General features: G+C 71.4%; 20 protein-coding genes and 2 pseudogenes. 11 read left to right on the top strand and 11 right to left on the bottom strand.

Annotated features, from left to right (window positions below; translation table 11 throughout):
- Positions 1–153: 153 nt before the first annotated feature.
- Together ACIA8L_RS35110 and ACIA8L_RS35105 are read right to left on the bottom strand one after the other, a co-directional pair.
- The gene (locus tag ACIA8L_RS35110) at positions 154–1,854 is read right to left on the bottom strand and encodes a CocE/NonD family hydrolase (RefSeq protein ID WP_395911234.1); all 1,701 of its coding nucleotides are present in this window, start codon (positions 1,852–1,854) and stop codon (positions 154–156) included.
- A 131-nt stretch (positions 1,855–1,985) separates the two neighbouring features.
- Entirely contained in the window at positions 1,986–3,077 is a 1,092-nt protein-coding gene (locus ACIA8L_RS35105) for a DNA glycosylase AlkZ-like family protein (protein WP_395911232.1), read from the bottom strand.
- A 47-nt stretch (positions 3,078–3,124) separates the two neighbouring features.
- On the opposite strand from ACIA8L_RS35105, the gene ACIA8L_RS35100 reads away from it, so the two are divergent.
- Positions 3,125–3,301 carry a hypothetical protein gene (locus tag ACIA8L_RS35100; protein WP_395911231.1) on the top strand — a complete coding sequence of 59 codons (177 nt, stop codon included), beginning with the start codon at positions 3,125–3,127 and terminating at the stop codon, positions 3,299–3,301.
- Positions 3,302–3,304: 3 nt separating this feature from the next.
- Here the strand turns inward: ACIA8L_RS35100 and ACIA8L_RS35095 are convergent, their stop codons facing one another.
- Positions 3,305–3,505 carry a hypothetical protein gene (locus ACIA8L_RS35095; protein ID WP_395911229.1) on the bottom strand — a complete coding sequence of 67 codons (201 nt, stop codon included), beginning with the start codon at positions 3,503–3,505 and terminating at the stop codon, positions 3,305–3,307.
- 85 nt (positions 3,506–3,590) lie between these two features.
- On the opposite strand from ACIA8L_RS35095, the gene ACIA8L_RS35090 reads away from it, so the two are divergent.
- Positions 3,591–4,430, top strand: a complete 840-nt coding sequence (locus ACIA8L_RS35090; protein ID WP_395911227.1) for an MHYT domain-containing protein — start codon at positions 3,591–3,593, stop codon at positions 4,428–4,430.
- Positions 4,431–4,466: 36 nt separating this feature from the next.
- On the opposite strand, the gene ACIA8L_RS35085 is transcribed toward ACIA8L_RS35090, so the two are convergent.
- Positions 4,467–5,594 carry an outer membrane lipoprotein carrier protein LolA gene (locus ACIA8L_RS35085; RefSeq protein ID WP_395911226.1) on the bottom strand — a complete coding sequence of 376 codons (1,128 nt, stop codon included), beginning with the start codon at positions 5,592–5,594 and terminating at the stop codon, positions 4,467–4,469.
- A 97-nt stretch (positions 5,595–5,691) separates the two neighbouring features.
- Here ACIA8L_RS35085 and ACIA8L_RS35080 point away from each other — a divergent pair, with 97 nt between their 5' ends.
- Together ACIA8L_RS35080 and ACIA8L_RS35075 are read left to right on the top strand one after the other, a co-directional pair.
- Entirely contained in the window at positions 5,692–6,348 is a 657-nt protein-coding gene (locus ACIA8L_RS35080; RefSeq protein ID WP_395911224.1) for a response regulator transcription factor, read from the top strand.
- Between the two features lie 130 nt (positions 6,349–6,478).
- The gene (locus ACIA8L_RS35075) at positions 6,479–7,828 is read left to right on the top strand and encodes a sensor histidine kinase (RefSeq protein ID WP_395911223.1); all 1,350 of its coding nucleotides are present in this window, start codon (positions 6,479–6,481) and stop codon (positions 7,826–7,828) included.
- Between the two features lie 860 nt (positions 7,829–8,688).
- On the opposite strand, the gene ACIA8L_RS35070 is transcribed toward ACIA8L_RS35075, so the two are convergent.
- Positions 8,689–9,240, bottom strand: a complete 552-nt coding sequence (locus ACIA8L_RS35070) for a cysteine hydrolase family protein (protein WP_395911221.1) — start codon at positions 9,238–9,240, stop codon at positions 8,689–8,691.
- 61 nt (positions 9,241–9,301) lie between these two features.
- Here ACIA8L_RS35070 and ACIA8L_RS35065 point away from each other — a divergent pair, with 61 nt between their 5' ends.
- Positions 9,302–9,916, top strand: a complete 615-nt coding sequence (locus ACIA8L_RS35065) for a MerR family transcriptional regulator (protein WP_395911220.1) — start codon at positions 9,302–9,304, stop codon at positions 9,914–9,916.
- Positions 9,913–12,411: a VIT domain-containing protein gene (locus ACIA8L_RS35060; protein ID WP_395911218.1), complete on the top strand. Its 2,499-nt coding sequence runs from the start codon at positions 9,913–9,915 to the stop codon at positions 12,409–12,411. Before ACIA8L_RS35065 ends, ACIA8L_RS35060 begins: the two co-directional genes overlap by 4 nt.
- Before the next feature lie 565 nt (positions 12,412–12,976).
- On the opposite strand, the gene ACIA8L_RS35055 is transcribed toward ACIA8L_RS35060, so the two are convergent.
- The 3 genes and pseudogenes from ACIA8L_RS35055 to ACIA8L_RS35045 form a co-directional block, all read right to left on the bottom strand.
- On the bottom strand, positions 12,977–13,450 hold the full coding sequence (locus ACIA8L_RS35055) for an HIT family protein (RefSeq protein WP_395911750.1): 474 nt from the start codon (positions 13,448–13,450) through the stop codon (positions 12,977–12,979).
- A 218-nt stretch (positions 13,451–13,668) separates the two neighbouring features.
- A pseudogene (thrS, locus tag ACIA8L_RS35050) lies at positions 13,669–15,669 on the bottom strand (threonine--tRNA ligase); the annotation flags it as partial.
- Between the two features lie 60 nt (positions 15,670–15,729).
- The gene (locus ACIA8L_RS35045) at positions 15,730–16,311 is read right to left on the bottom strand and encodes a phosphoesterase PA-phosphatase (protein ID WP_395911216.1); all 582 of its coding nucleotides are present in this window, start codon (positions 16,309–16,311) and stop codon (positions 15,730–15,732) included.
- An 11-nt stretch (positions 16,312–16,322) separates the two neighbouring features.
- Here ACIA8L_RS35045 and ACIA8L_RS35040 point away from each other — a divergent pair, with 11 nt between their 5' ends.
- The 3 genes and pseudogenes from ACIA8L_RS35040 to ACIA8L_RS35030 all read left to right on the top strand — a co-directional run bounded on the left by ACIA8L_RS35040 (position 16,323) and on the right by ACIA8L_RS35030 (position 18,892).
- Positions 16,323–16,592 carry a TfoX/Sxy family protein gene (locus tag ACIA8L_RS35040; RefSeq protein WP_395911214.1) on the top strand — a complete coding sequence of 90 codons (270 nt, stop codon included), beginning with the start codon at positions 16,323–16,325 and terminating at the stop codon, positions 16,590–16,592.
- Positions 16,593–16,644: 52 nt separating this feature from the next.
- Positions 16,645–17,991 (top strand): annotated as a pseudogene (locus ACIA8L_RS35035) (acyltransferase family protein); the annotation flags it as partial.
- A 136-nt stretch (positions 17,992–18,127) separates the two neighbouring features.
- Entirely contained in the window at positions 18,128–18,892 is a 765-nt protein-coding gene (locus ACIA8L_RS35030) for an SGNH hydrolase domain-containing protein (protein WP_395911212.1), read from the top strand.
- Positions 18,893–19,122: 230 nt separating this feature from the next.
- Here the strand turns inward: ACIA8L_RS35030 and ACIA8L_RS35025 are convergent, their stop codons facing one another.
- The 3 genes from ACIA8L_RS35025 to ACIA8L_RS35015 form a co-directional block, all read right to left on the bottom strand.
- Positions 19,123–20,355 carry a cytochrome P450 gene (locus tag ACIA8L_RS35025; RefSeq protein ID WP_395911210.1) on the bottom strand — a complete coding sequence of 411 codons (1,233 nt, stop codon included), beginning with the start codon at positions 20,353–20,355 and terminating at the stop codon, positions 19,123–19,125.
- Positions 20,356–20,427: 72 nt separating this feature from the next.
- Complete coding sequence (locus tag ACIA8L_RS35020) at positions 20,428–21,462, bottom strand: DUF695 domain-containing protein (RefSeq protein WP_395911209.1); 1,035 nt, start codon at positions 21,460–21,462, stop codon at positions 20,428–20,430.
- Positions 21,463–21,517: 55 nt separating this feature from the next.
- On the bottom strand, positions 21,518–23,680 hold the full coding sequence (locus tag ACIA8L_RS35015) for an elongation factor G-like protein EF-G2 (RefSeq protein ID WP_395911207.1): 2,163 nt from the start codon (positions 23,678–23,680) through the stop codon (positions 21,518–21,520).
- A 200-nt stretch (positions 23,681–23,880) separates the two neighbouring features.
- Between ACIA8L_RS35015 and pgsA the strand changes: the two genes are divergently transcribed.
- Both pgsA and ACIA8L_RS35005 read left to right on the top strand, forming a co-directional pair.
- The gene (gene pgsA, locus ACIA8L_RS35010) at positions 23,881–24,492 is read left to right on the top strand and encodes a phosphatidylinositol phosphate synthase (protein WP_395911205.1); all 612 of its coding nucleotides are present in this window, start codon (positions 23,881–23,883) and stop codon (positions 24,490–24,492) included.
- Positions 24,489–25,409, top strand: coding sequence for a phosphatidylinositol mannoside acyltransferase (locus ACIA8L_RS35005; RefSeq protein ID WP_395911203.1), 921 nt, complete (start codon positions 24,489–24,491; stop codon positions 25,407–25,409). Before pgsA ends, ACIA8L_RS35005 begins: the two co-directional genes overlap by 4 nt.
- Positions 25,410–25,419: the final 10 nt, after the last annotated feature.

The following is a 25,419-nucleotide window of genomic DNA, read 5'->3' as shown; positions in this document are numbered from 1 at the left end:
CGAGCGGGCGGGGTGGCGCGGGCGGGGTGGCGCGGGCGGGGTGGCGCGCTGCGCACGGCCTCGGAGCGTGGGCTCTCCGGCCCGTCGCGCCCGTGGATCGCGGCCCCGGGCGGCCGGCCGCAGAAGGTGGAGGCGACGTCTCGCCCCTCGGAGTCAGGACAGCGGCAGGTTCACGTACGACGGGGAGAGGATCTCCTGGCGGACTTTGCGGAGCTCGAGCTCGTGGCCCAAGGGAGCGCCGGTTCCGGGGTTGCGGCTGAAGCGGGGGTGGGCGCCGCCGCTGATTTGGATGCGTACTCGGCGGCCGGGGGTGAAGCGGTGCGCGGTTGGCCACAGGTCCACGTGGATCGGGGTGTCGGGAGTGCGGTCGGGGCGGGCTCGGGCCAGGCCGTCGCAGATGTTCCACGAGCGGCCCTGTTCGTCCACCTCGCACAGGCGGACGAAGACGTCGAAGTATGGGGCCGGCGTGTCCTCGTCGCGGCCGGCGGTCGTCGCCCGGACCGTGATCTCCGCGGAGACCGGGCCTACCACCGACAGGGGTTCGGTCAGTGGAGCCGAGGTGAAGGTCAGGACGTCCGGGCGGGACTCCAGCGGGCGGTTGTCGCGGCGGCCGGCGATCTTGCCGACCAGGCGGGGGCCGCCCAGAGCCGGGGTCGGGTCCTTCGGGTCGTAGATGAACGAGTCCAGCTGGGCGCCGGGGGAGACCTCGGCCGGGGGCGTGTCGGTCGTGCCCTCGGGGGTTGGCCAGAGGTCCTCGTCCGCCGCCGGGTGGTCGTGGACGTCGGGGGTGAGGGTGCCGGCTTCCCCGAGGTACCAACGCTGCACCCGGCTCTTCGGCGGTGGCCAGTCGCGCAGCTCCAGCCAGCCGTCGGCGCCGCCGACGTGGACCCGGACCGGGTGGTCGCGGATCTGTTCGGGGCCGCCGGTGTGGGCCCGGAACCAGGCCACGGCCTCGGCGGCGGACTGCTGGAACAGGGCTGGGCTGCCGTGATGCCAGGGGCCGATGGTCAGGTGCGGGTGCTGGCCGGCCGCCCGTAGCGCTGTGTAGTCGGCCAGTTGCCACGGCAGAAAGATGTCGTACCAGCCGCCTATCATCAGGACCGGCGCGGTGACGTTCGGCAGGCGGTGGGCGTGCCCGCGCTGGGTCCAATACGGGTTGGCCGGGTCCGCCTCGGCCAGCCAGCGCTGGAAGAACTCGATCTCGGCGCCGACGGTGACGCGGTCGGCCTCGACCATCGGGACCCGGGCCAGGCCGCGTTGCAGGCGGGGCTGGCCGCGCAGGAGTTCGACGGCGTTCTCCAGGCGCGGGCCGCGCTGCGCCTCCAGCAGGGCGGACCAGGTCAGGACCGTGTCCAGGGAGAACGCGCCGCCGGCGTAGGTGGGAGGGCCGAAGTCGGATGCGGTGACGATCGTCGCCATGGCCTTGAGCTCGTCGCCGGCTTCGGCGGCCAGGGCCCACTGGACGAAGCCGACATAGCTGGGGCCGTAGGTGAGGAGGCGGCCGTCATACCAGGGCTGGACCCGCAGCCAGTCCAGCGTGTCCAGGCCGTCCTCGCGCTCCTGGGCGAGCGGCTCGAACGTGCCGCCGGAGTCGGCGGTGCCGCGGCACGACTGGATGAGCACGTGGAAGCCGCGCTGGGCCACGGCCCGGCACAGGATGTTGGTCGGGGCGCCGCGGCCATACGGGGTGCGGACCAGGACCGTCGGCAGGTCGGCGTCGACGGCGGGGGAGTAGTGGTCGGCGCGCAGGTTGGCGCCGTCACGCATGCGGATCGGGATGGCGCGCGTCGCCGTGACCCGTGCGGTCACCGCGGGTGGCAGCTTCAGCCAACGACCAACCGGATCCAGCCTCATGCGTCCCGACAGTACCGCCCGCCCCGCCGTCCCGACCGCGGGCGCCGCGGTCACTCGCCGCGGTCGCCGTCGATGCGCTGCTCAGGTGGGTCGCGGCACTGTTCCGCGGCCGGTCCCTTGAGCTGGGCGAGCTACCAGCGGACGTCCACCGCGCCGAACCCGCGGACCGCCGCCACCGTCCCGGCCTCGCGCTCCACCAGAGCCGGCGACACGGACGCCCACGCCGTGACCGACAGTTCCAGCCGCTTCTTCGGTACCGCCCGCGCCCGCCACGTCCCCGCGATGTCCCCGTCGACCAGCAGCACCCCCGGGTTGCCGAGTATCCGCCAGACCTCCTGCTGCTGCGCCTTGTCCGGCACCAGCACGGAACGGTCACGAGCCTGCAGGAACGGGTCCGAGGGCGGCAGCAGGCGCACGCCCGCAACCGGCGGCGCGGCCAGCAGGGTGTCCAGGTCGGCGGCCGGCAGCCAGGCCGTCCGGCCGTCGACGGAGACGGCCGCGAGGTCCTCGGGCGAGATCGGCTTCAGGGCGGTGACGGTCGTGCCGAGGTACTTCGCGACGTCGCCTTGTGTCGCCGGTCCGAGCAGCCGGAGGTACCCCCGGATGAAATTCGCCGTCCCGGACGCCTTCGCGGGCTGCTTCGGCCACGGCTCGATCGGCGCGAGGACGGTCTTGGCCGCGTCCTCGTCGAGGCGTACCCCGCCGCCGAGGCCCGCCAACTGGAACAGTCCGCCGGAGATGTGCCTGGCGCCGCAGGCCTTGCAGTCGTAGGTGAGCTCAGGGGGTACCAGATCGGAGACGGCCCGGCTCACGTCGCCCTTGGCCGTCGGCTTGCGCACCACCTTGCGCATGGCCGCGGCCGTCGCCCGGAACGCCTCCAGGCCCAGGTCGGCCGCGGTTTTCGGCAGCTGGCCGGTCGCGAACCGGGCCGCGGCGTCGGCGTCGGAGAGGGGCCAGAGCGCCGCCGCGAGCCCGGGCAGGTCGGCCGGGCGGTGCAGGTGCGGGGCGCCGCGGGTGCTCCAGGCCAGGGCGAGGTCGCCGGCGCGGGGGTCGGTGCAGCGGGCGGCGAGGGCCTGGCGGGCGGAGCCGGCGGGCACGTTCGGCACGCCGAGGTCGAGCACGGCGAGGCCGGTCGGGTCGCCGTCGTGGCGCTCGTGCAGGTCGTTGGCGATCGTGCGGTACGCGAGGACCTGGGCTCTTCCGACCGCGGGCGGCTTGGTCATGGCGGACATTCTTGCGCGCCGCGCACTCGAGCGCGCACCATCGAGCCATGGAGTTCACCGACAACGAGCTCGCATTCCTGCGTTACGCGCGGTTCGGCGAGCTGCCGAAGCCGGTCCGGCCCGAGGACCGGGTCGAGCTCGAGGAGACCGACGCGCCGCGGACGTGGCTGGACGTCGGGCCGAGCCGGGAGGAGATGCAGGCCACCCGGCCCATGTACGGCTGAGCGTCAGAGCCGGTGGTGCGACCCGTCGGGGTCGGGCAGCTCCGGTTCGTCGTCCATGTCCGGCGGCGTGGTCGCGTCCCGGGGCGGCGTGTCCGGCGGCGCCCACTCGGACCCGCGCTCGGCGTCCAGGGCCTCGTCGGTCTCGCCTTCCGTGGCCCGGCCGGCGGCGCCGGAGCCGATGAGCGAGTGGTCGGGTTCCGTCATATGAGCGGGCTACCCGTGCCCCGAACGGGCAAACCCCGGACAACGTGTCCGGCCGGGGCAGCGATCGGGCTGGCTCAATCGCCGGGTGACCTCGGTTGAGCAATTCTCCTACGGCTGGATCACGCCTGCGCTGGCCCTGGCCATGTCGATGCTGGGCGGCCTGCTCGGCTCGTTCCTGACCAGCCGCTCCCGGGCCTTCACCGGCCGGCGCCGGGCGGGCTGGCTGACCCTGTCGGCGCTCGCGATCGGCGGAACGGGCACGTGGGTGCCGCACTTCATGGCGATGCTGGGCGTCGACGTGCCGGAGACGGTCGTGCGGTACGACATCGCGACCACGGCCCTCGGGTTCGGGATCGCCGTGGTCGTCTACTGCCTCGGGCTGTACCTCGTCGGCTTCGGTCCGGCGAGCGCCGGCAAGATCCTGCCGGCCGGGGTGCTCACCGGGATCGGGCTCGCCGCGGTGTACGCCACCGGGCCGCTGTCGATGCGGGTCGCGGGGGTCGTGGGGTTCGACGCGCGGACCCTGCTGATCGGGCTCGCCGCGGCGATCGTCAGCGCCATCGTGACGCTGTGGTGTGTCAGCGTGGTTCGCGGTACCGCGGCCATGATCAGTGCTTCGGTGCTCATGTCCCTCGCCGTCGGCAGCACCCATTACATCGTGATGGCCGCTCTCCGCGTGACGCCCGCGCCCACCACCGGCGCGGTTCCCGGTGCGACGCTGTTCGAAATGCTGGCCCCGGTGTGTGTACTGTCCTGCCTGCTGCTCGCCGGCCTGGCGTACTCGACGGTCGGCTTCACCGTGCGCCAGGACACCGCGCGCGAAGAGGCGCTGCTCAGCCAGGCCCGCGACATGTACTCCCTCGCCACGTTCGCCCGGGGACGCGAAAGGGACCGCGGCGAGCCCGCGGTCCCTTCCCACCGTTGAGCGGTGTTGTTGCTGCTGCTTACTGCACCGCTGCTTCTACTTCAGTGCGGCGGCCGGGTCGGCGGCCACCTGGGCCAGCCGCTCTGGGGTGACCGAGCCGATGAGCACCCGGCCGTCGTCGGTGAACAGCACGTTGAGCAGCTTGGTGTTGAACGTGCGCCCACCGTTGCCGGTCGGCAGCTGCCCGATGGCGTCCTGCGCCTTCTTCTGCTCCTCCGACGTGGCCGCCCCCGAGGTCGCGTCCGAGGACCGCAGCACCACGACCGACGTCCAGCCGGTACCGATAACCGCGCTCTTGGGCTTGTCGGCGTTTGCGCCGTTCTCGTCGAGCTTGTTCTTCGCCTGCTCCGCGTCCTTGGCGTCCGGGTTGACCTCGGTGACCTTGGTGTCGGCCGGCGGGTTGAACTTGAACTCGGCGTCGTCCGGGCGGGTGAAGTTCACCGAGGTGAATGCCACCTCGAACGCCGGGTTGGCCGAGCCGCGGGGCAGGACCTGCACCCGCAGCGGCAGCTTCTCCTGCGCGTCGATCGCCAGGCGCACCTCGCCGACCAGCGACGCGGTGTCCTTCGGGCGGAGCACGAGCTCGTAGGCGTTGCGACCGGCGATCTTCGCGGACGTGCCCGTGGAGACCTGCGTGGTCGGGTCCAGCGCCTTGAGCGCCAGGTCAGCCGCTTCCTGCGGGGAAGTCGGGATGTCGGTCGGCGACGGCACGGCGCCCTTGTCGCCGGCTCCCCCCGGAGCACCGGCGAAGTGCTGCGCCTCCTTGGCCTGGGAGTCCCAGAGCCAGGTGTCGTTGCCGTTGTGGATGATGTCGCTCTGTCCCTGCGTGCCCAGCAGTGATACCCGGGCCTTGTCGGGCCCCGAATACCACACACGCAGGGTGTGCTTACCGGACGCCAGCGACGTGAGCTTGGCGCTCTGGTCGCCGGTCAGCAGCGGAATCGCCGGAAGACCGAGGTCGGCCCGCTCGACGACCGTCCCGGACAACCCGTCCAGCTGGGCCGTCTGCAGGTCGACCAGCAGTTGCGCAGCGGTGCGCGGCGGCAGGTCAGGCTCGGCGGCGACCGCAAGGGTCTTCGCTGCCACGCCCGCACCGACCACAGCGACCGCAGCGACCGCGGGCACCGCCCACCGAAGGACGGGTCGTGACGTGAAGTTAGGCATTGGTTGCACCTCCTGCATACATGGTGCTTCGACGCGGCTGTGACATCGCTGAGACCGTCTGTGCCGTGTCACAGCCGAGCATGCCACGCTGTAACGCGTGCGGCTGCTGGTGGTAGAGGACGAGATGCGCATGGCCAACGCGTTGCAGCGGGGCCTGCAGGCGGAGGGCTTCGCCGTGGACGTGGCCGGCGACGGCCCCAACGGCCTGGAGATGGCCCGGCACGGAGGCTACGACGCGGTGATCCTGGACATCATGCTGCCTGGTTTGTCCGGGTACCGGGTGGTCCAGACCCTGCGCGCCGAGAAAAACTGGGTGCCGGTGCTCATGCTGTCCGCCAAGGACGGTGAATACGACCAGGCCGACGGCCTCGACTGCGGCGCCGACGACTACCTGACCAAACCCTTCTCCTACGTCGTGCTCGTCGCCCGCCTGCGCGCCCTCCTGCGCCGCGGCGCGCCCGAGCGCCCGAGCGTCCTCACGGTCGGCGAGCTGAGCCTCGACCCGGCCCGCCGCCGCGTGACCAGCGCGGGCGAGGAGATCGTGCTGACCGCCCGGGAGTATGCGCTGCTGGAATACCTGATGCGCCGGCCCGGCCAGGTCGTCTCCAAGACCGAGCTCCTCGATCACGTGTGGGACGCGAGCGTCGACACCGCACCGAACGCGGTCGAGGTCTATGTGGGATACCTGCGCCGCAAGCTGGGCCGCGACCTTCTGGAGACCGTCCGCGGCGCCGGCTATCGGCTGCGCACATGACCGGCCCGGCGCTTGTTCGGTCCGATCTCGCGGTCCTGGTGACTTTCGCGGTCTTGGTGGCTCACGCGGTTTCGGTGGCTTTTGCGGTTTTGGTGGCTTTTGCGATTCCTGGCCGGTGCGAGGTGGCGCCGTGAGGTGGTGGGCGTCCTTCTCGCTGCGCGGCCGGCTCGTCCTCCTCGGCACCACCGGCTTGATCGTCGGCCTGGCCATCGCCGGCGCGGCGATGGCCTTCGCGATGACCTACAGCTTCCGCGGCTCCCTCGACCGTTCCGCCGACGCCACCGCCGCCGAGATCGCCTCCCTCCTGGACGAGGGCGGCCGCCTCCCGGAGACCCTGCCGGCCCCGGCCAACCAGGTCGTGCAGATCATCGATCCCAAGACGCGCACGGTCATGGCCGGCGATCAAAATGCGGATTTGTTTGTACCGCTCCTGCGTGGCACCGAGTTCGACAGCGCCCTGCGCGGAGACCGCGTCGAGGTCCCCGGCGACCGTGTCGTCCAGCCCGACACGTTGCGGGTGACCGCCCACCAGGTCCCCGACGGCCGGATCATCCTGGTCGCCGTACCCCTCGCGGACTACCACCGCAGCCTGCACCTGCTGACCAACGCCCTCTGGCTCACCTACCCGACCTTGATCGTCATCCTGGTGGCCATAGCCTGGCGCGTCGTCGGCGCCGCCCTGTCCCCGGTCGACCGCCTCCGCCTGGGCGCCGAACGCATCACCGGCGCCGCCACCGACGAACGCCTCCCGGTCCCGCCGTCGAGCGACGAGATCCAGCGCCTGGCCATCACCTTGAACCACATGCTGGACCGCCTGGCGGTCTCAAGGGCCCGCCAACGCTCCTTCATCGCCGACGCCGCCCACGAGCTGCGCAGCCCCCTGGCCTCCATCCGGATCCAGATCGAGGTGGCGCAGAAGCTGGGCGACTGGGCCGCCGTCTCCGACGACGTGATCGCCGACCTGGACCGCCTGTCCCGCCTGGTCGACGACCTGCTGCTGCTGGCCCGGGCGGACGCCTCCGACCACCGCCGCAAGGCCGTGGAACCGGTGGAGCTGCGAACGTTGCTGACCTCCTTCAAGAAGCGCTACGACACTGTCAGGGTCGAGCCGGGCGAGTCCCTGTGGACCGAGGGCGACCCGGACGCACTGCACCGCATCGTTCTCAACTTGGTCGACAACGCGGTACGCCACGCCAGAACCGAGGTCACCTTGGCCGTGGAGCCCGAGGGCGCCAACGAGGTCCTCGTCACGGTCACCGACAACGGCGAGGGCATCCCAGCCCCGCTACGCGAACGCGTCTTCGACCGCTTCGCCCGCCTGGACGACGGCCGGGCAAGGGACGCCGGCGGCAGCGGCCTGGGCCTGGCCATCGTCCGCGAACTGGCCCGCCGCCACGGAGGCACAGTCCGCCTGACCGACGCCCGCCCTGGCGTACGAGCCGAAGTCCGCCTACCCCGCCTACCGGACAGCACGCTGTAAGGGCCCACCCACCTCCGGCCCCAACGAAACCCTCCAACCCTCGCCCACACCCCGACGGGCACACGAATACCAGCCGGCCAATCCAGCCCGCTCACACCTACGCCGGCCGCCCCGCCCTCTTCGACCGCCCTGCCCTTACCCACCGCCCTGCCCGCACCCGCACCCGCACCGCCGCCCACTTCGCCATGCGGTTCGATGGCAGTACTGCGGCCGCGACCGTGCCCTGTGTTTCGCCAGCGGCCCGCGTGTGCACTCGCCCGCCGCGACGCCCGGACCGACAAGGCTCTCGCAGTCACGATCACGTTGGTAGAGGGCGTACCGACAGCCGCCTCGAGTAACCGCCCTACCGCCGCCGGCACGGGTCAACGGCGGCGTTGCGGTCGCGGCGCCGAACGGCATCACGACGGCCACCCGGCGCTCGAAGGACGACGTCATTGCTGGCGACGGCCATGGCGGTGGTGGGCTGCAGCGGTGGCGTGCGATCGCTCCAAGGTTCACTTCCACCGCGACGGCCACCCGGCGCTCGAAGGACGACGTCATCGTCGGCGACGGCCGTGGCGGTGATGGCTACAGCGGTGGCGCGTGACCGTCCCCCGGATACACCCCACCGCGACCATGTTTGCCGGTGACGGCTACAGCGGTGGTGTGCAATTGCCCCCAGGTTCAAATCCACCGTGACGGCGTTGCCGGCGACGGCCATGGCGGTGGCGTGCGACGTTCCCCGGGTTCACCTCCCAGTCGGCAAGGGCCAGATCCGCACCGTGGCCGCGGGCGGGTCATGGCCGTACCCGGCCGGCATCGTCACCCAGCGCGCCGTCCGTGCGCATCGATCCCAGCTCCTGCAGCTCACCAAAACGACGTCAGCCGAAGCTCACCTCCTTGGTCGCGACAGTCCCGCCCTGCCGCCCCGGAGCCCGCTCATCCGCCCAGTAGAGGTTCGTATGGGCGATCACCAGCTCAGGCGAAGGCGCCCCATATTCCGTCAGGTCCTCCGTCGTATGCGCATCCCCGACCAGCGTGGCGTCGTACCCCCGCACCAACGCCCCATGCAGCGTCGCGCGAACACACATGTCCGTCTGCGCCCCGGTCACCACCAGCCGCCCAACCTGCAGCTCAGCGAGCCTCTGCTCCAGATCGGTGTCCTCGAACGAGTCCGAATAGCCCTTGTGCACCAAGGCCTCCGACTCCTGCCGCACCAGCTCCGGCACGTATTGCCACGGTTCGCTGTCCCGTGGCATGTGCTCGTCGGCGTGCTGGACCCACACGACCGGCACGCCCTCGGCCCGCGCCTTGTCCACCAGTGCGTTGATGTTGGCGATGACGCCGTCCCGGTTGTACGAGCCGCTCGTGCTGCCGTTCTGCATGTCGATGACCAGCAGCGCCGTGCGTGGGCGATCAGAGAACCTCGTCATGCCCAACAACCTAAACCCCAGACCTTGACACTGTCAACGTGACAGTGTCACCATTGCTGCCATGACCGCTTCGGAATGGACGCTCGACGAGCTCATCGGCCGCGTAGCCGAAGAGCTCGACGGCACCACCTATGCGGGCGCGCCGAACGGGCGGGTGCGGGACGTTCCCGATGCCCGGGCCGTCCGGTGGTATACGACGATCGGTCTCGTCGATCGGCCCATCATGCGCGGGCGGACGGCGTGGTACGGGCCGAGGCACCTCACCCAACTGGTGGCAGTCAAACGTCGCCAGTCGCAAGGGTTCAAGATCGCCGAGATTCAAGCGGAGCTGGCCGAGGCGCCGGACGAGGTGCTCCAACGCATCGCGGAGCGGGGGGATCCCCCACCGCGAGGCACCCCGGAGCGCTTCTGGACGCAACGGCCGGCCATATACGAGCCACTGGAGCACCACCATCGACCGCACCACAGTCCGGAGCCGATCGCGGCTCCGGTGACGACGGGCCTGCTCAGCGGAGTGCCGCTGGGCGGGGGAGCGGTCCTGCTCCTGCACGGCACGCCGAGCGAGGACGACCTCGAGGCCATCCGGGACGCGGCCCGCGAGCTCATGGATCTGCTCGCGACCCGGGGACTTGTCACACCGGACGAGACGACGACGAGGAGAGGGAACGCCAGATGAGACTCGCGACGATGACCGAGGACGAGGCGCGCACGGCCGCCGCGCCCGCGGACGAGGCCGGCCTGGGCGCACTGCGCACCGAGCGCGGCAACCTTCCGCTCGACCGGCTCGAGGTGCGGGCCGCGATCACCGGCCTGGTCGCCCGCACCGATCTCACCCAGGAGTTCGTCAACGTCCACCGGGAGCCGCTCGAGGCGACCTACATCTTCCCGCTGCCCGACCGCGCGGCCGTGATCAGCATGGCGATGACCGCCGACGGCCGGACCGTCGAGGCCGATCTGCAGGAGCGCGGCGCCGCCCGCCAGGCCTACGACAACGCCATCGCCGCCGGTCAGCGGGCCTCGATCGCCGAGGAGGAGCGGCCTGACGTGTTCACCATGCGCGTCGGCAACATCCTGCCCGGCGAGCGCGTGAGCGTGAAGCTGTCCATCGTCGGCCCGCTCGCCTTCGAGGACGGCGAAGCGACGTTCCGCTTCCCGCTGGTGGTGGCGCCGCGATACATCCCGGGTGCGCCGCTCGACGGTGACAGTGTCGGCGACGGCTGGGCGCTGGACACCGACGCCGTCCCCGACGCTTCCCGGATCAGCCCGCCGGTGCTGCTGCCCGGCTTCCCCAACCCGCTGCGCCTGTCGATCGACGTCGACATCGACCCGGCGGGCCTGCCCCTCGGTGACGTGCGGTCAAGCCTGCACGCGGTGGCAAAAGCGGAAAGCCATTTGTCGGTACTGCCTGGAGAACGCGCCAACCGCGACTTCATCCTGCGCCTCGCATACGGGGCCGGCGCGCAAAGTCTCAGCCTCGCCCCCGACATCGACAGTGAGGCTGGGAGCGAAAACGCGGAAGGCACCTATCGCCTCACGGTGCTCCCACCCGAGCCCGACGCACCGCCGCGCCCGCGGGACGTCGTGCTGCTGCTCGACCGCTCGGGCAGCATGGGCGGCTGGAAGATGGTGGCGGCCCGGCGCGCCGCGGCCCGGATCGTCGACACCCTCGGTGCTCAGGACCGGTTCGCTGTGCTGGCGTTCGACGACCGCATCGAAACGGCGGAGTCGCTGGGATCGGGGCTGGCCGGCGGCACCGACCGAAACCGCTACCGGGCCGTCGAGCACCTCGCACGGGTGGACGCCCGCGGCGGCACCGAATTGCTGGAGCCGCTCATGGAAGGCCTGCGCCTGCTGGGCTCCGAGAGCACCCGCGACCGGGTGCTCGTGCTGGTCACCGACGGCCAGGTCGGCAACGAGGACCAGATCCTGCACACGATCTCGTCGTCGCTGCAGGGCACCCGAGTGCACACGGTCGGCATCGACCAGGCCGTCAACGCCGGGTTCCTGGGCCGCCTTGCCATCGCGGGCGGCGGCCGCTGCGAGCTGGTCGAGAGCGAGGACCGGCTGGACGAGGCGATGGACAACATCCACCGCCGCATCGGAGCCCCGGTCGTCAGCGACGTGCGGATCGACGCCGACGGCCTGGACCTGCTCGTCGACACCCAGACGCCGGCCCGCCTGGCGGACATCTTCCCGGGCGTCCCATACGTGGTCACCGGGCGCTACCGTGGCCCGGTCGCCGGCGCACTGACGGTCAGCGGCACGACCCGCGACGGCCGTCCATGGTCGGCCACGGTGCCCGCGGAACGCCACGACTTCACCGCCCTGACCGCGGTCTGGGCCCGATCGCTGCTGCGCGATCTGGAGGACCAGTACCTCACCGGCGCCCCGCTGGAGCACCAGATCACCAAGCTCTCGCTGCGGTTCGGGGTGCTGTGCCGCTTCACCGCGTTCGTGGCCGTCGACAGCCGAGTCGTCACCGAGGGCAGCGACCCGCGCAAGGTGACCCAGCCGGTGGAAAGCCCGGCGGGATGGGATCTGACGCGCCCAGAGCCGTTCCCGGTGCTGAAGCCGACGCTGGCCTCGATGCCGACCTCGACCGGCTATGTCGCACACTCCCCGGCCGCGGGCGGCCCCGGTGCGCCGGGTTCGGCGCCAGGAGCGCCGTTCGCGCCATCATCCCCGGCCCCGATGGCACCGCCGCCGGCTCCAGCGATGGCACCCCCGTCGTCAGCGCCGATGGCCCCGCCGAGGCTGAGCCCGGCGATGCCGCCCCCGCCCCCGAGCGGCGGCCAGGTCCGGCGCAAGGCCGCACCGGGCCGAGGCTTCGCCCGCCGCCTGGTCATGCCGGAAATGGCCAAGGAGCTCGACGGCTTCGCCGGCGGAGGCGGCGTCGACGCCAAGACCCTGGCCGCGCAGGAGGTCGCCCGCCTGCGTGAGGCAGAGGACCGCCCGGAGTACGAGCGCCGCGAACTCCTCGAGGACCTGGGCTCGCGCCTGGCCGCGCTGGACCTGCCGGACCTGCGTACCCTGGCCGCCGCCCTGACCCGCCAGTCCCTCGCCACCCGCCCCTTCGCCGAACTCTGGGAGCTCGCCCTGACAGAACTGGACCGAGTAGCAGGAGTCGGCGACTCCACCCAGCCGCCCCGCAAAGCCTTCTGGAAACGCTGACCAGCCCGCCAGCCCGCCAGCCCGCCGCCCGGTTGCATCCCGCAGCCGGGCGGCGGAGCCGAGGTGACAACCAACGTCGCACTCGCGGGCGCGCAGCGGGGCCGCGATAACAGCCGAAGTCGCGCTTAAGGCCTGGCGGGTGAGGGCGGGATGGCAGTTGGCGTTGCGCTCACGGGCGAGGGCGAGGGCGCAGCCGGGGTCGCGCTTACGGCCTGGCGGCGAGGGCGCTATAGCAGTTGGCGTTGCGCTCGCGAGCGGGGACGCGATAGCAGCCGGGGTCTCGCTCACGGCCAGGCGAGCGGCGAGGGTGCGAAACAGCCAACGTCGCGCTCGGGGGCGGGCGGCGAGGGCGCGGTAACCAGTCGGTGTTGCGCTTACGGGCGGCGGCGAGGGCGCGACAACAGCCGACTGTGCGCTCATCGGCGGGCGGCGAGGGTGAAGTACCCGCCGGAGCCGCGGGCGCTGCTGAGCTGAGGGCGGGGTTGGCGTTGTTGGCCGGCAGGGAGGCCTGCGCTCAGGAGAGGGGAGTGGCGCCGGTAGATGGGAGTGGTGCGGGGGAGAGCGTTTATGCGGCGGGCCAGGCTTCGGCTAGGAGTTTGCGGGTGTCGGTCAGGAGTTGGGGTAGGACCTTTGTGCGGCTGACCACGGTGATGAAGTTGGTGTCGCCGCCCCATCTCGGGACTATGTGCTGGTGTAGGTGGGCGGCTATGCCGGCGCCTGCTATGGCGCCCTGGTTCATGCCCAGGTTGAAGCCGTGCGCTCCGCTCACCTGGCGGATCACTCGCATGGCGGTCTGGGTGAAGGACGCCACCTCCGCGGTTTCGGGGAGCGTCAGGGCGGTGTAGTCGGCTACGTGGCGGTATGGGACGACCATGAGGTGGCCGGGGTTGTACGGGTAGAGGTTCAGGATCGTGTAGACGGTCTCGCCGCGGGCTACCACCAGGCTGTCCTCCGGTGGCAGGCCGGGCGCCCGGCAGAACGGGCACCCGGCAGGCTCGTCGTGGTCGGCCGTGCGGTCCTCGCCCTTGATGTACGCCATCCGATGTGGCGTCCACAAGCGCTCCAGCTCGTCCGGCTCCCCAGGGTTCGTCACTCGGGAGACCCGGAAACAGACTCAGCAGACGACGAACCCGAAGCCGAAGACAAACCCGAAGCCGAAGTCGAGCCCGAACCAGAAGGCGAGCCCGAAGCAGAAGCCGAGCCCGAGCCAGAAGCCAAGCCCGAAGCAGACGACGAATCCTGGCCCGGAGCAGAGCCCGAAGCGGACGGGCCTACGTTGGTGCGGGAGCGGACCACGTCCACTACGTGGGCTACGGCTTCGGCCAGGGGGACGCCGTTGCGCTGGGAGCCGTCGCGGTAGCGGAAGCTGACCGTGCCGTTCGGGACGTCGTCGTCGCCGGCGATGGCCATGAACGGGATCTTCTGCTGCTGGGCGTTGCGGATCTTCTTCTGCATGCGCTCGTCGGAGTGGTCGACCTCGACGCGGATGCCTTCCTTGCGGAGCAGGTCGGCGAAGTCGAACAAGTAGTCGGCGTGGTCGGAGCGGATCGGGATGCCGACGACCTGGATCGGGGCCAGCCAGGCCGGGAAGGCGCCGGCGTAGTGCTCGGTCAGGACGCCGAAGAAGCGCTCGATGGTGCCGAAGAGCGCCCGGTGGATCATGACGGGCTGCTGGCGGGAGCCGTCAGAGGCCTGGTACTCGAGGCCGAAGCGCTTCGGCTGGTTGAAGTCCACCTGGATGGTCGACATCTGCCAGGTCCGGCCGATCGCGTCCTTCACCTGGACGGAGATCTTCGGGCCGTAGAAGGCCGCGCCGCCCGGGTCCGGGACGAGGTCCAGGCCGGACGCCTCGGCCGCGGACTGCAGGGCGGCGGTGGCCTCCTCCCAGTCCGCGTCGTCGCCGATGAACTTGGGGGAGTCGTCGCGGGTGGACAGCTCCAGGTAGAACTCGTCCAGGCCGTAGTCGCGCAGCAGGTCGAGTACAAATTGCAGCAGTGACTGCAACTCGCTCGCCATCTGCTCCTTGGTGCAGTAGATGTGCGAGTCGTCCTGCGTCATGCCCCGGACCCGGGTCAGGCCGTGGACGACGCCGGACTTCTCGTAGCGGTAGACGGTGCCGAACTCGAACAGGCGCAGCGGCAGTTCGCGGTAGGAGCGGCCGCGGGCCCGGAAGATCAGGTTGTGCATCGGGCAGTTCATGGCCTTGAGGTAGTACTCCGCGCCTTCCATCTCCATAGGCGGGAACATGGTGTCGGCGTAGTGCGGCAGGTGGCCCGAGGTCTGGAACAGGTTCGCCTTGCTGATGTGGGGCGTGTTGACGAACTCGTAGCCGGACTCGTGGTGGCGCTGCCGGGAGTACTGCTCCATCTCCCGCCGGATGATGCCGCCCTTGGGGTGGAAGACGGCGAGGCCGGACCCGAGCTCGTCGGGGAAGCTGAACAGGTCCAGGTCGGCCCCGAGCTTGCGGTGGTCGCGCCGGGCCGCCTCCTCGAGCAGCTTCTGGTAGTCCTTCAGCGCGTCGCGGGTCGGCCACGCCGTGCCGTAGATGCGCTGCAGCTGCGGGTTCTTCTCGGAGCCGCGCCAGTAGGCGGCCGCGCTGCGCATGAGCTTGAAGGCCGGGATGAACCGAGTCGACGGCAGGTGCGGGCCCCGGCACAGGTCGGACCAGCAGACCTTGTCGGACTGCGGGTCGAGGTTGTCGTAGATGGTCAGCTCGCCCCCGCCGACCTCCATCGCCTCGGACGCGTCGAAGGAAGCCCCGGAGTCGGACTTGACGTCGACGAGCTCCAGCTTGAACGGCTCGTCGGCCAGCTCGGCCTTGGCCTGCTCGATGGAGTCGAAGCGGCGGCGGCGGAACTTCTGGCCGGCCTTGATGATCTCCTGCATGCGCTTCTCGAGCTTGCCCAGGTCGTCGGGCTGGAACGGCTTGCCGACCATGAAGTCGTAGTAGAAGCCGTTCTCGATCGGCGGGCCGATGCCGAGCTTGGCCTCGGGGAACACGTCCTGCACGGCCTGCGCGAGCACGTGCGCGGTCGAGTGCCGCAGCACGTTGAGCCCGTCGGGGCTCGACATGTCGATGGCGTCGACCTCGGTGTCGGCCGACGGGGACCAGTCCAGATCCCGCAGTGAGGACCCGTCGCGGACCACGACAATCGCCTTGGGGCCGCTGGTCGGGAGCCCGGCCGCGGCGACCGCCGAGGCCGCCGTCGTGCCCGCCGGGACCACGATGCGCGGTGGGGCTTCACTGTTCGAGCGCACTGCGGACACGGGCTGCTCCCAAGAACGACGACAGGTTTCACCCCGATGCTATCGACCCCGTCAGCGCAGGCCGCCGAACACCCCACCGGCCACGACCGCGCCGACAACGGTGCCGACGACGACCTGGGCGACGGTGTGGTCCTTCAGTGCGACCCGCGACCAGCCGATGGCCCCGACCAGCGGCGCGGCGACGATCAGGAACGGGCCGTACACCATCATCAGGATCACGACCGCGCCCGCCGCCACCGCCGTGTGGATCGACATTTTCCACCAGTGGTTGATCACCGCCGCGACGAGCAGCCCGACCCCGCCCGCGACCACGGCGGCCAGCAGTTCCCGGTGCGCGTGGGCGAGCAGCAGCACCACGAACCCGGCGACCACCGACCCCAGCCCGACCAGCAGCGGGATCAGCCGCTGCCGGCGGTCGCCGATGTGGTGGTCGGAGAGCCGCCCGCTGCGCACTCCGCGCAGGATGTAGAGAAATGGCAACACGCTCTCGAACAGCGCCGCGACCACTCCGAGCGCCAGCCCACGGGCGAGTCCTGGCTCGGCGTGCACACCCAGCAACACGAGGAGTACTGAGACGAGTACTGCGGGTGCGAATGCCTCGGTGACAAAACGGGCGAGCCGCTGGCTGGTCATAAAATCATCCAATGTACGACGAGACCTTGGCCGCCCGCCTCAACGACCGCCTGGGGGCCGACGTGACGAGCAAGCGCATGTTCGGCGGCCTGGTCTACCTGCGCGACGGCAAGATCATCGCCGGCGTCTACGGCTCCGAACTGCTGATCCGCGTCGGGAAAGAGCACCGCGACGCGACTCTGACCAGGCCGGGGACCCGCCCCTTCATGATGGGAGAGCAGAAAACCGCCGCATTTGTACTGCTAGAGCCCGCGCACATCGACGAATGGTTCCCCGAATGAGAGGTTTTTTCCGTAAAATGCAATAAAAGTCCGAATTGGCTACCGTGTTCAGGTGCAGCCCGCGACCACCACCCCGGGTCGCGAGCCGGACCGGCCGGGCCGCAGTCACCCCCGCCAGATCAACGCCGGGTCGGCGCCAAAGCCACGCCCAACCCCAACCCCAAGCCCAAGCCAACGCCCCCAAACCGAGCCGCGCCCGGCACCGTCACCAGCAGCGGCACCGACGGCACCGACCCCAGCCGCGGCACCAGCGCCGGCGGCACCGGCACCAGCAGCGGCACCAGCAGCGGTGGCGCGGGCGGCCGCGGCGGTGGCATCGACAGGGGTAGCGGCGGCGGCAGGGGTTTCAGCACCGCATCCGAAGCGAAAGCGCCGAGCCGAAAACCCCAAGCGCGACTGTCCAACCGAAAAACCTAAGCGCGACTTCCGCCCCGACATCGAGGGCCTCAGGGCCGTAGCCGTCCTCCTGGTCGTCCTCGGCCACGTGGGCGTCCCCGGCGTTCAAGGCGGCTACATAGGCGTAGACGTCTTCTTCGTCATCTCCGGCTACCTGATCACCGGCCATCTCCACAAGGAGCTCCAAACCACCGGCCGGATCCGGTTCGCCGCCTTCTACGCCCGGCGCATGGCCCGCCTGCTCCCGGCCGCGACCGTGGCCACGGTCGCCACCGTCGTCGCCGCCTGGGCTTGGCTGGCCCCGCAGACGGCGAGAGCGGTCAGCCTGGACGCGATCACCGCCGCCGCGTACTCCCTCAATCTCCGCCTCGCCGCCCAGGGCACCGACTACCTCGACGCCACCCGCGAACCATCCCCGCTCCAGCACTTCTGGTCCCTGGGCGTGGAGGAGCAGTTCTACTTCCTGTGGCCGCTCCTGCTGGCCCTGGTGATCACCCGAAGCCGAACGGCCAGACACAGACCGCTCGCCCGGCGCGAAGCAGCCAGACACAGACCGCTCGCCCGGCGCAAAGCAGCCCGACACAAACCGCTCGCCCGGCGCGAAGCGACCAGACACCGACCGCTCACCCGAAGCCGAACAACCGGACGCAGAGCGATCACCGCGCTGGCCATCCTCGCGGCAGCTTCGTTCGCGGTCTCCGTCTGGCAGGCGACGGCCGCGCCGCCGTGGGCGTACTTCGGTCTGCAGTCCCGCGCCTGGGAGCTGGCCGCCGGAGGCCTTCTGGCCCTGGCCGGCCGAAGGCTGCCGGCGCGGACCACCTGGATCGGGCTGACGTTGATCGTCGGGAGCGCGATCGCGTACGACGACAACACCCTGTTCCCAGGAGTCGCGGCCCTGCTCCCGGTGGCGGGCGCGGTCCTGATCGTGGCGGCCGACGACAGCAACGCCCTCCTGGCCACCAAGGGCATGCGCTGGCTCGGCAAACTCTCCTACGGCTGGTACCTCTGGCACTGGCCGGCCCTGATCTTCGCCGCGCACTTCGAAGCCGGCCACATCACGAAGCTGGCAGTAGCCGCCGCCGCGCTGCTTCCCGCCTGGCTGTCGCTGCGGTTCGTGGCCGGCCGCCACGACCACGGCCATGCCCCGGAATCTCACCCCGCCCGTCACCACCGCCGCCCGCGACACCCCGCCCGAGGACCGCGCCTGCCTGGCCGCCCTGGACGAGACCGCGACGAGGACGGCCGTGGCCAAGGGCTGCGACCGCCACGGCGACCCGACCGCGTCGGCCACGGTCGTCCTCTTCGGCGACTCCCACACCGAGCAGTGGTTCACCGCCGTCGATGCCATAGCCAAGCGCCGGCACTGGCGTCTGGCCGTGTTCACGAAGAGCGGCTGCACCCCGGCGGACATGGTCACCACGAAGATCGGCACCCGCCGCCCCTATCGGGAGTGCGCGACGTGGCGCGAGGACGCGATACACCAAATGCAAAAGCTCAAGCCGGCGTTGGTACTGCTCTCGACCCGCACCTACACCGAATCCGACACCGACGCGAAGTGGGCCGCCGCGCTCCTGAAGACCGCGAACCGCCTGACCGCCCGCACGGTCATCCTGCAGGACACCCCCGACCCCGGCGGCACGAGCGTCCCGGACTGCGTCGCCGCCCACCCCACCGCCGTCGACCGCTGCGCGCTCAAGCCGGCGAAAGCGCTCCACCCAGCCCGCCGAGCCGCGATCGATGCAGCCGCGACCGTCCCGGTGATCGACCCGGCCGCCTGGTTCTGCACGGCCGCCGTGTGCCCCGCGGTAGTCGGCAACACGCTCGTATACCGCGACGGCAGCCACGTCACGTCCACCTACATCCGCCTGCTCACCCCGCTGCTCGACGCCGCGCTACCCAGCTGACAGGGGGCAGCGCGGCGAGGTGACCTACGTGCGCCTGCTCACCCGCTGCTCGCCGCCGCGCTGCCCCGCTGAGCGGCCAGGCTCAGGCCGTCCCGCCGCTGCGGTGAGCGGGTGGTGGCGAGTTCGACGCCGCGCTACCCCGCTGAGCGGCCAGGCTCAGGCCGTCCCGCCGCTGCGGTGAGCGGGCGGGGGCGAGTTCGACGCCGCGCTGCCCCGCTGAGCGGCCAGGCTCAGGCCGTCCCACCGCCCGGCTGAACGGGCAGAGCGGTGACGCCCTTGAGGCTCAAGCTGTCCCGGCGCTGCGGCGGGCCGGCCAGGGCGAGGTCCGGGAACCGGGCGGCCAGGGCCGGGAACGCGATCTGGGCCTCGAGCCGGGCCAGGGGCGCGCCGAGGCAGTAGTGGATGCCCCCGCCGAACGACAGCGGCGCGTTGTGCTCCCGGTCCAGTCGCAGCTCGTCCGGGGCGTCGAAGCGTTCGGGGTCGCGGTTGCCGGCGCCGAGGTAGGCCACGACCCGCTCGCCGGCCTCGACGGTCCGCCCGGCGATCTCGATGTCCTCGGTGACGACGCGGCTGACGATCTGCACCGGGCTGTCGAACCGCAGCAGCTCCTCGACCGCGGACTCGGGCCCGGCGGCCGCGGCGGCCAGGGCGCCGGGCCGCTCCAGCAGCGCGACGAGACCGTTGGCGAGGAGGTTGGTGGTGGTCTCGAAGCCGGCCGCGAACAGCAGCGCCGCGTTGCTGAGCACCTCGTCGTCGGTGAGCCGGTCGTCCGCCGCCTGGGCCTGGGCGAGCGCGCTGAGCAGGTCGTCCTGTGGCTCCTGGCGGCGCTCGGCGAGCAGCCCGGCCAGATACTCCCGCAGCCGGGCCGCCGCCGGGTCGGCCCGGGCCAGCACCTCCGGCGTGAGGACCTCCAGCACCTGCGTCCAGTCGCGCACCAGCGGCTGCAGGCCGTCGCGGTCGGCGGCCGGCACGCCGAGCAGCTCGCCGATGATCGAGATCGGCAGCGGGAGCGCGAACTCGGCCACGAAGTCGACCGGCCCGTCCGCGGCCTTGGCCGCCAGCTCGTCGAGCAGCTCCCCGACCACCCGCTCGATCGCGGGCCGCAGCGCCGCCACCCGCCGGGCGGTGAACGCGGAGCTGACCAGCCGCCGCAGCCGGGTGTGGTCCGGCGGGTTGAGGGTGAGCATGCTGGTGAACAGCTGCATGAGCGCCGGGCGCTCCCGCCAGTCCGGAAACCCGAGGAAGCCGAGCAGGTCCGGGGGCATGTGGGCGAGCCGGGCGTCGCGGACGACGGTCTGGCAGTCGCCGTAGCCGGTGACGACGAGCGCCCCGTCCTCGGCCCGCACGATCGGGGAGATCTCCCGGAGCCGGGCGTATCGCGGATAGGGGTCCGCCCGCCCGGTCATCGTGGTGAGCTCGTCCAGCAGCCGGAGCACTTCGTCGTTGCGCACGATGTCTGCCACGGTCCCAACACTATCCGGCCAGCGAAGCCGGCCGATGCGCTGGAAGGCCGGCCCGGCCCGAGCGCCGTCGGGCTAGCGGAGCCGGCCGATGCGCTCGAAGGCCGGGTCGAAGTGGCGCTCGACGCGGGCCCGGCCGTCCTTCCACCAGCCGGCGGCCTCGGCCAGGTCGTCGGCGGCCGGTGAGTCGGCGTCGACGTAGTAGTGCAGGGTGCGGGTGCCCTTGCTGGTCTCGTGGGCCAGCAGGACGCCGTCGCCGCCGGCCGCGGTCGTCAGCGCGGTGTCCTCGAACTCGCGCAGTGCCGCCAGGGACTCGGCCTCCGGCAGTCCGGCCTGGTTCTGGTGCTGGTAGGGCAGCGAGATCGCGACGTGGGTGTCGAAGCGCGGCCAGCGGACGGGGCGCAGCGGGCGCAGTACCGTGGCCAATAAAGGCGAACCGTCGGGCAGGTCCGCGCGCAGCAACACCCACTGGGGCGTGCGGTGTTCTTCGCGGAGGGCGGCCACCGCGGCGGCCAGCTCCGGCGGCTCCGAAGCGCCCTCCGGCGGCGTGGTCTCCCAGGTTATGTCGCCGATCCACTCCTCGACGGCGTTCTCACCCAGCAGCCAGTCCAGCGTCAGGAACGTGACCCGGCCGCGGATCTCGTCATCGAGGATGCGGAAGCCCGGGTGATAGGCGACGACGGAGAGCTCGGGCGAGTCCTCGTCGCGGTGGAACGCGAAGCGGAGCTGGGTCAGGTCCAGCTGCACGCCGTCGCCGAGCCCGACGGTGTTGCCCAGCATGTCCGGGTCGGCCTGGCGGGCGGTGTGATACTCCCAGGTGGAGTCGGCCGGGGGCGCGGCGGCACCCCAGCGGGCCGCGACCGGGCGGAGTTCGGCGACGCCGGCCGCCGAAACGACCAAGGCATGTTTGGCATCGGTACCTCTGGTGAACTCCCACTCGAGCCCCGGGTGGATGTCCTCGACCCGCCGCGAGAACTGCGGGGTGAGCACCGCCCAGTCCCCGGAGGCGATCGCGGCCTCGACGTCGGCCCGCACCGTCGGCCACCACGTCCAGAAGTCCACGACCGCGCTGCTGTCGCCCGCTGTGCGCTTCGAGCGCCCGAACACCACGCCTCACCTTAACGGGGATCCCGGGCGCCCCCGGGATCCCCGAAAGAATCACGGCTCAGCGCGCCGCGGCGTGCTCCTTCTTCACCGCGTCGGCCAGGTGGGCGGGCATCGGGTCGTGGCGGGTGAAGGCGCGGCTGAACGTGCCCGCGCCGGACGTCATCGCGCGCAGTTCGACGGCGTAGCGGACCAGTTCGGTGGCCGGGACCTCGGCCCGGACCAGGGTGCGCTCGTGGCCTTCGGGGTCCGGCTCGTTGCCGAGGACCCGGCCCCGGCGCCCGGACAGGTCGCTCATCACCGCGCCGACGAACTCGTCGGGCACCCGGATCGTCACCTCGTCGATCGGTTCCAGCAGCGTCGTCTGCCCCTGCTCGGCGGCCTCGCGCAGGGCCAGCGCGCCGGCCGTCTGGAACGCGGCGTCAGAGGAGTCGACGGAGTGCGCCTTGCCGTCGAAGAGGGTGACGCGGACGTCGACGACCGGGTAGCCGGCGACCATGCCGCGCTCCATCTGCGTGCGCACCCCCTTCTCGACGGAGGGGATGTAGTTGTGCGGCACGGACCCGCCGACGACCTTGTCGACGAACTCGAAGCCGGACCCGCGGGGCAGGGGCTCGACCTTGATGTCGCAGACCGCGTACTGCCCATGGCCGCCGGACTGCTTCACGTGCCGGCCGTGGCCCTGGCTGGCCGCGGCGAACGTCTCGCGCAGGGCCACCTTCACGGGTTCGGTGTCCAGCTCTGTGCCGCCGGCGCGCAGCCGGTCCAGTACCACATCCGCATGGGCCTCACCCATGCACCACAGCACCAACTGGTGCGTCTCGGCGTTGCGCTCCAGGCGCAGCGTCGGGTCACCGGCGACCAGCCGGCTCAGGTTCTTGGCGAGGGAGTCCTCGTCGGAGCGGGTGCGGGCGACGATCGCGATCGGCAGCAGCGGCTCCGGCATCTCCCAGGGCGCCATCAGCATCGGCGCGTCCTTGCCGGAGATGGTGTCGCCGGTCTCGGCGGTGCCCGACTTCGTGACCGCGACCAGGTCGCCGGCGACGGCGTACGGCACCTCGCGCAGGTTGGCGCCGAGCGGGGAGAACAGGTGGGCGAAGCGCTCGTCGGCGTCGTGGTCGGGGTGGCCGCGCTCGGCCATGCCGTGCCCCGAGATGTGGACCGGCGTCTCCGGGCGCAGCGTGCCGGAGAAGACCCGGACGAGTGAGACGCGGCCGACGTACGCGTCGATCGTGGTCTTCACGACCTCGGCCACGAGCGGGCCCTCGGGGTCGCAGCGCAGCGGTTCGCGGGGCTCGCCGGCGACGTCGGTGACCGGCGGCACCACGTGCTCCAGGGGCGACGGGAAGCCGCTGACCAGCACCTCCAGGAGCGCGTCGAGGCCGACCCCGGTCTCGGCGCAGACCGGCACGACCGGGTAGAACGTGCCGCGGGCGACCGCCTTCTCCAGGTCCTCGATGATCACGCTGGTCTCGATCACCTCGCCGCCGAGGTAGCGGTCCATGAGCGACTCGTCCTCGCTCTCGGCGATGATTCCCTCGAGCAGCGCGTTGTGGGACTCCTCGATCGCGGGCAGGTGCTCGGCGTCGGGGTCGCGGACCTCCGGCGGGTAGCCCTGGGAGTAGTCGAACACGCGATGGGTGATCAGGCCGATGAGGCCGGCGGTGCTGGTGCCGTCGTCGCCGAGCATGGGCAGGTACAGCGGCAGCACGTTGTCGCCGAAGACCTCCTGGCACATCTGCAGCGCCTCGTCGAAGTCGGCCCGCTGGTGGTCCAGGCGGGTGACCGCCACCGCGCGGGGCATCCCGACGTGGGCGCACTCCTCCCAGAGCGCGGCCGTGGCCGCGTCCATGCCGTCGACGGCGGAGACGACGAACAGGGCGGCGTCGGCGGCGCGCAGACCCGCGCGCAGCTCGCCGACGAAGTCCGCGTAGCCCGGGGTGTCGAGCAGGTTGACCTTGACGCCTTCGTGCATGAGCGGCGCGCAGGACAGCGTGACGGAACGCTGCTGCTTCTGGGCCGCCGGATCGTGATCGGTGACCGTGGTGCCCTCGGTGACCGCGCCCGCCCGGGGGATCGTGCCGGTCACGGCGAGCAGCGCCTCGACCAGCGTCGTCTTCCCGGCGCCGGAGTGACCGACGACGACCACGTTGCGTACCCTGCCGGGGTCATCAACCACCGGCACCGAGCCGGTGACACCCTTCTCCTGGACCTTCTGTGCCATCGCGGGCCTCCTGAAAGTCTTCCCGTCGTCCTGGCTACCTGTGAGCAGTCTCACAGTCACGACCTGTTCACCGATCCCACACCCGAAAGCTCACCGACACAAGGGTCGTCCGCCTCCATGACTCGGGTTTACTGAAGCATCGTGAGCAGTCCCACGTGCCGGTATCCGGCAAGCTCCGCCCCCGTTATCGTGAAGGCGCCATGGCGAAGATCCTCAGCGTAGTCAGCCGGGCCGGACTGGCCCGCGTCCTGGACCCCGTCGCCGCCGCACTGCTGCGGGCCGGGATCACCCCGAACGCCGTCACGGTGATCGGCACCCTCGGCGTGCTCGTCGGCGCCCTGGGCTTCGCCACCCGCGGTCACCTCTTCATCGCGCTCGTGATCATCACCCTGAGCTGCTTCACGGACATGATCGACGGCTCGATGGCCCGCCAGCGCGGGATCACCAACAAGTTCGGCGCCCTGCTGGACTCCTCGATGGACCGCATCGCCGACGGGGCGATCTTCGGCTCCGTGGCCTACTGGTACGCGACCCAGCACGAGCCCCGGGTCGTCGCCGCCGCCCTGCTCTGCCTGCTCACCGGCCAGGTCGTCTCCTACGTCAAGGCCCGCGCCGAAGGCCTCGGCTTCACCTGCAACGTGGGGATCATCGAGCGGGCCGAGCGGCTGGTCGGCATCGGCGTCGGCGGGCTGCTCTGGACCTTCGGGGTGCCCTACGGCCTCGAGGTCGTCATGTGGATCCTGGCCGCCCTGTCGATCGTGACCATCGGTCAGCGCATCGGCACGGTGTATCGCCAGGCTCACGCGCGATGAACCCCGTCGAGCTGGGCTACGGTGCGGCGTTCAGCCTGCTGCCGCGACTGCCCCGCGGCCTGGTCTGGCCGCTGTTCGCGGCCGCGGCTTCGAGCGGGCACCGGGGGTACCGCCGCCAGAAACCGGGTAAGGGGACGGCCACGCTGGCCAGGAATCTGCGGCAGGTGGTCGGCCCCGAGATGCCGGAGGAGGAGTTCGAGGCGCTGCTCCACCGGGCCCTGCGCTCCTACGCGCGTTACTACCTGGAGGCCTTCCAGCTGCCCGGGCGCACCAAGGAACAGATCCTGCGCGGCTTCCGGCTCGAGCGGGGCGAGCTACTCGGGCAGAACCACCACGCCGGGATCGGCTCCGTGGTCGCCCTGCCGCACGCCGGCAACTGGGACGCGGCCGGGGCCTGGGTCGCCGCCAAGGGCTGGCCGATCACGACCGTGGCCGAACGACTCAAACCCGAGAGTGTGTACCGCAAGTTCCTGGCCTTCCGCCGCTCGCTCGGCATGGAGATCCTCCCGCTGACCGGAGGTGAACGGCCCACGTTCGATGTGCTCGAGGAGCGGCTCACCAAGGACGCGGCCGTCGTGCCGCTGCTCGCCGACCGCGACCTCACCCCGCGCGGGGTCGACGTCGAGTTCTTCGGCGGGCGCACCCGCATGCCCGCCGGGCCGGCCCTGCTCGCGCTGCGGACCGGCGCACCCCTCTACGTGGTGGACATGTGGTTCGATGCGGATGCGGCGGCCGGGCACCTCGCCGGTCCGATCCCGATGCCGGGCACCGACGAGGGCGCCCTCGACACCCGGGTCCGGATCGTCACCCAGCGGGTCGCCGACACGTTCGCCGAGGGCATCGCCCGCCACCCGGAGGACTGGCACATGCTCCAGCGGTTCTGGCTCGAAGAGCCGTCCGTCAGCACCGTTGCCTGAGGGGGAGCTG

Source organism: Dactylosporangium sp. NPDC051541, from assembly GCF_044454505.1.
Lineage (GTDB): Bacteria > Actinomycetota > Actinomycetes > Mycobacteriales > Micromonosporaceae > Dactylosporangium.
This window is presented reverse-complemented; position numbering and strand designations above follow the sequence as displayed.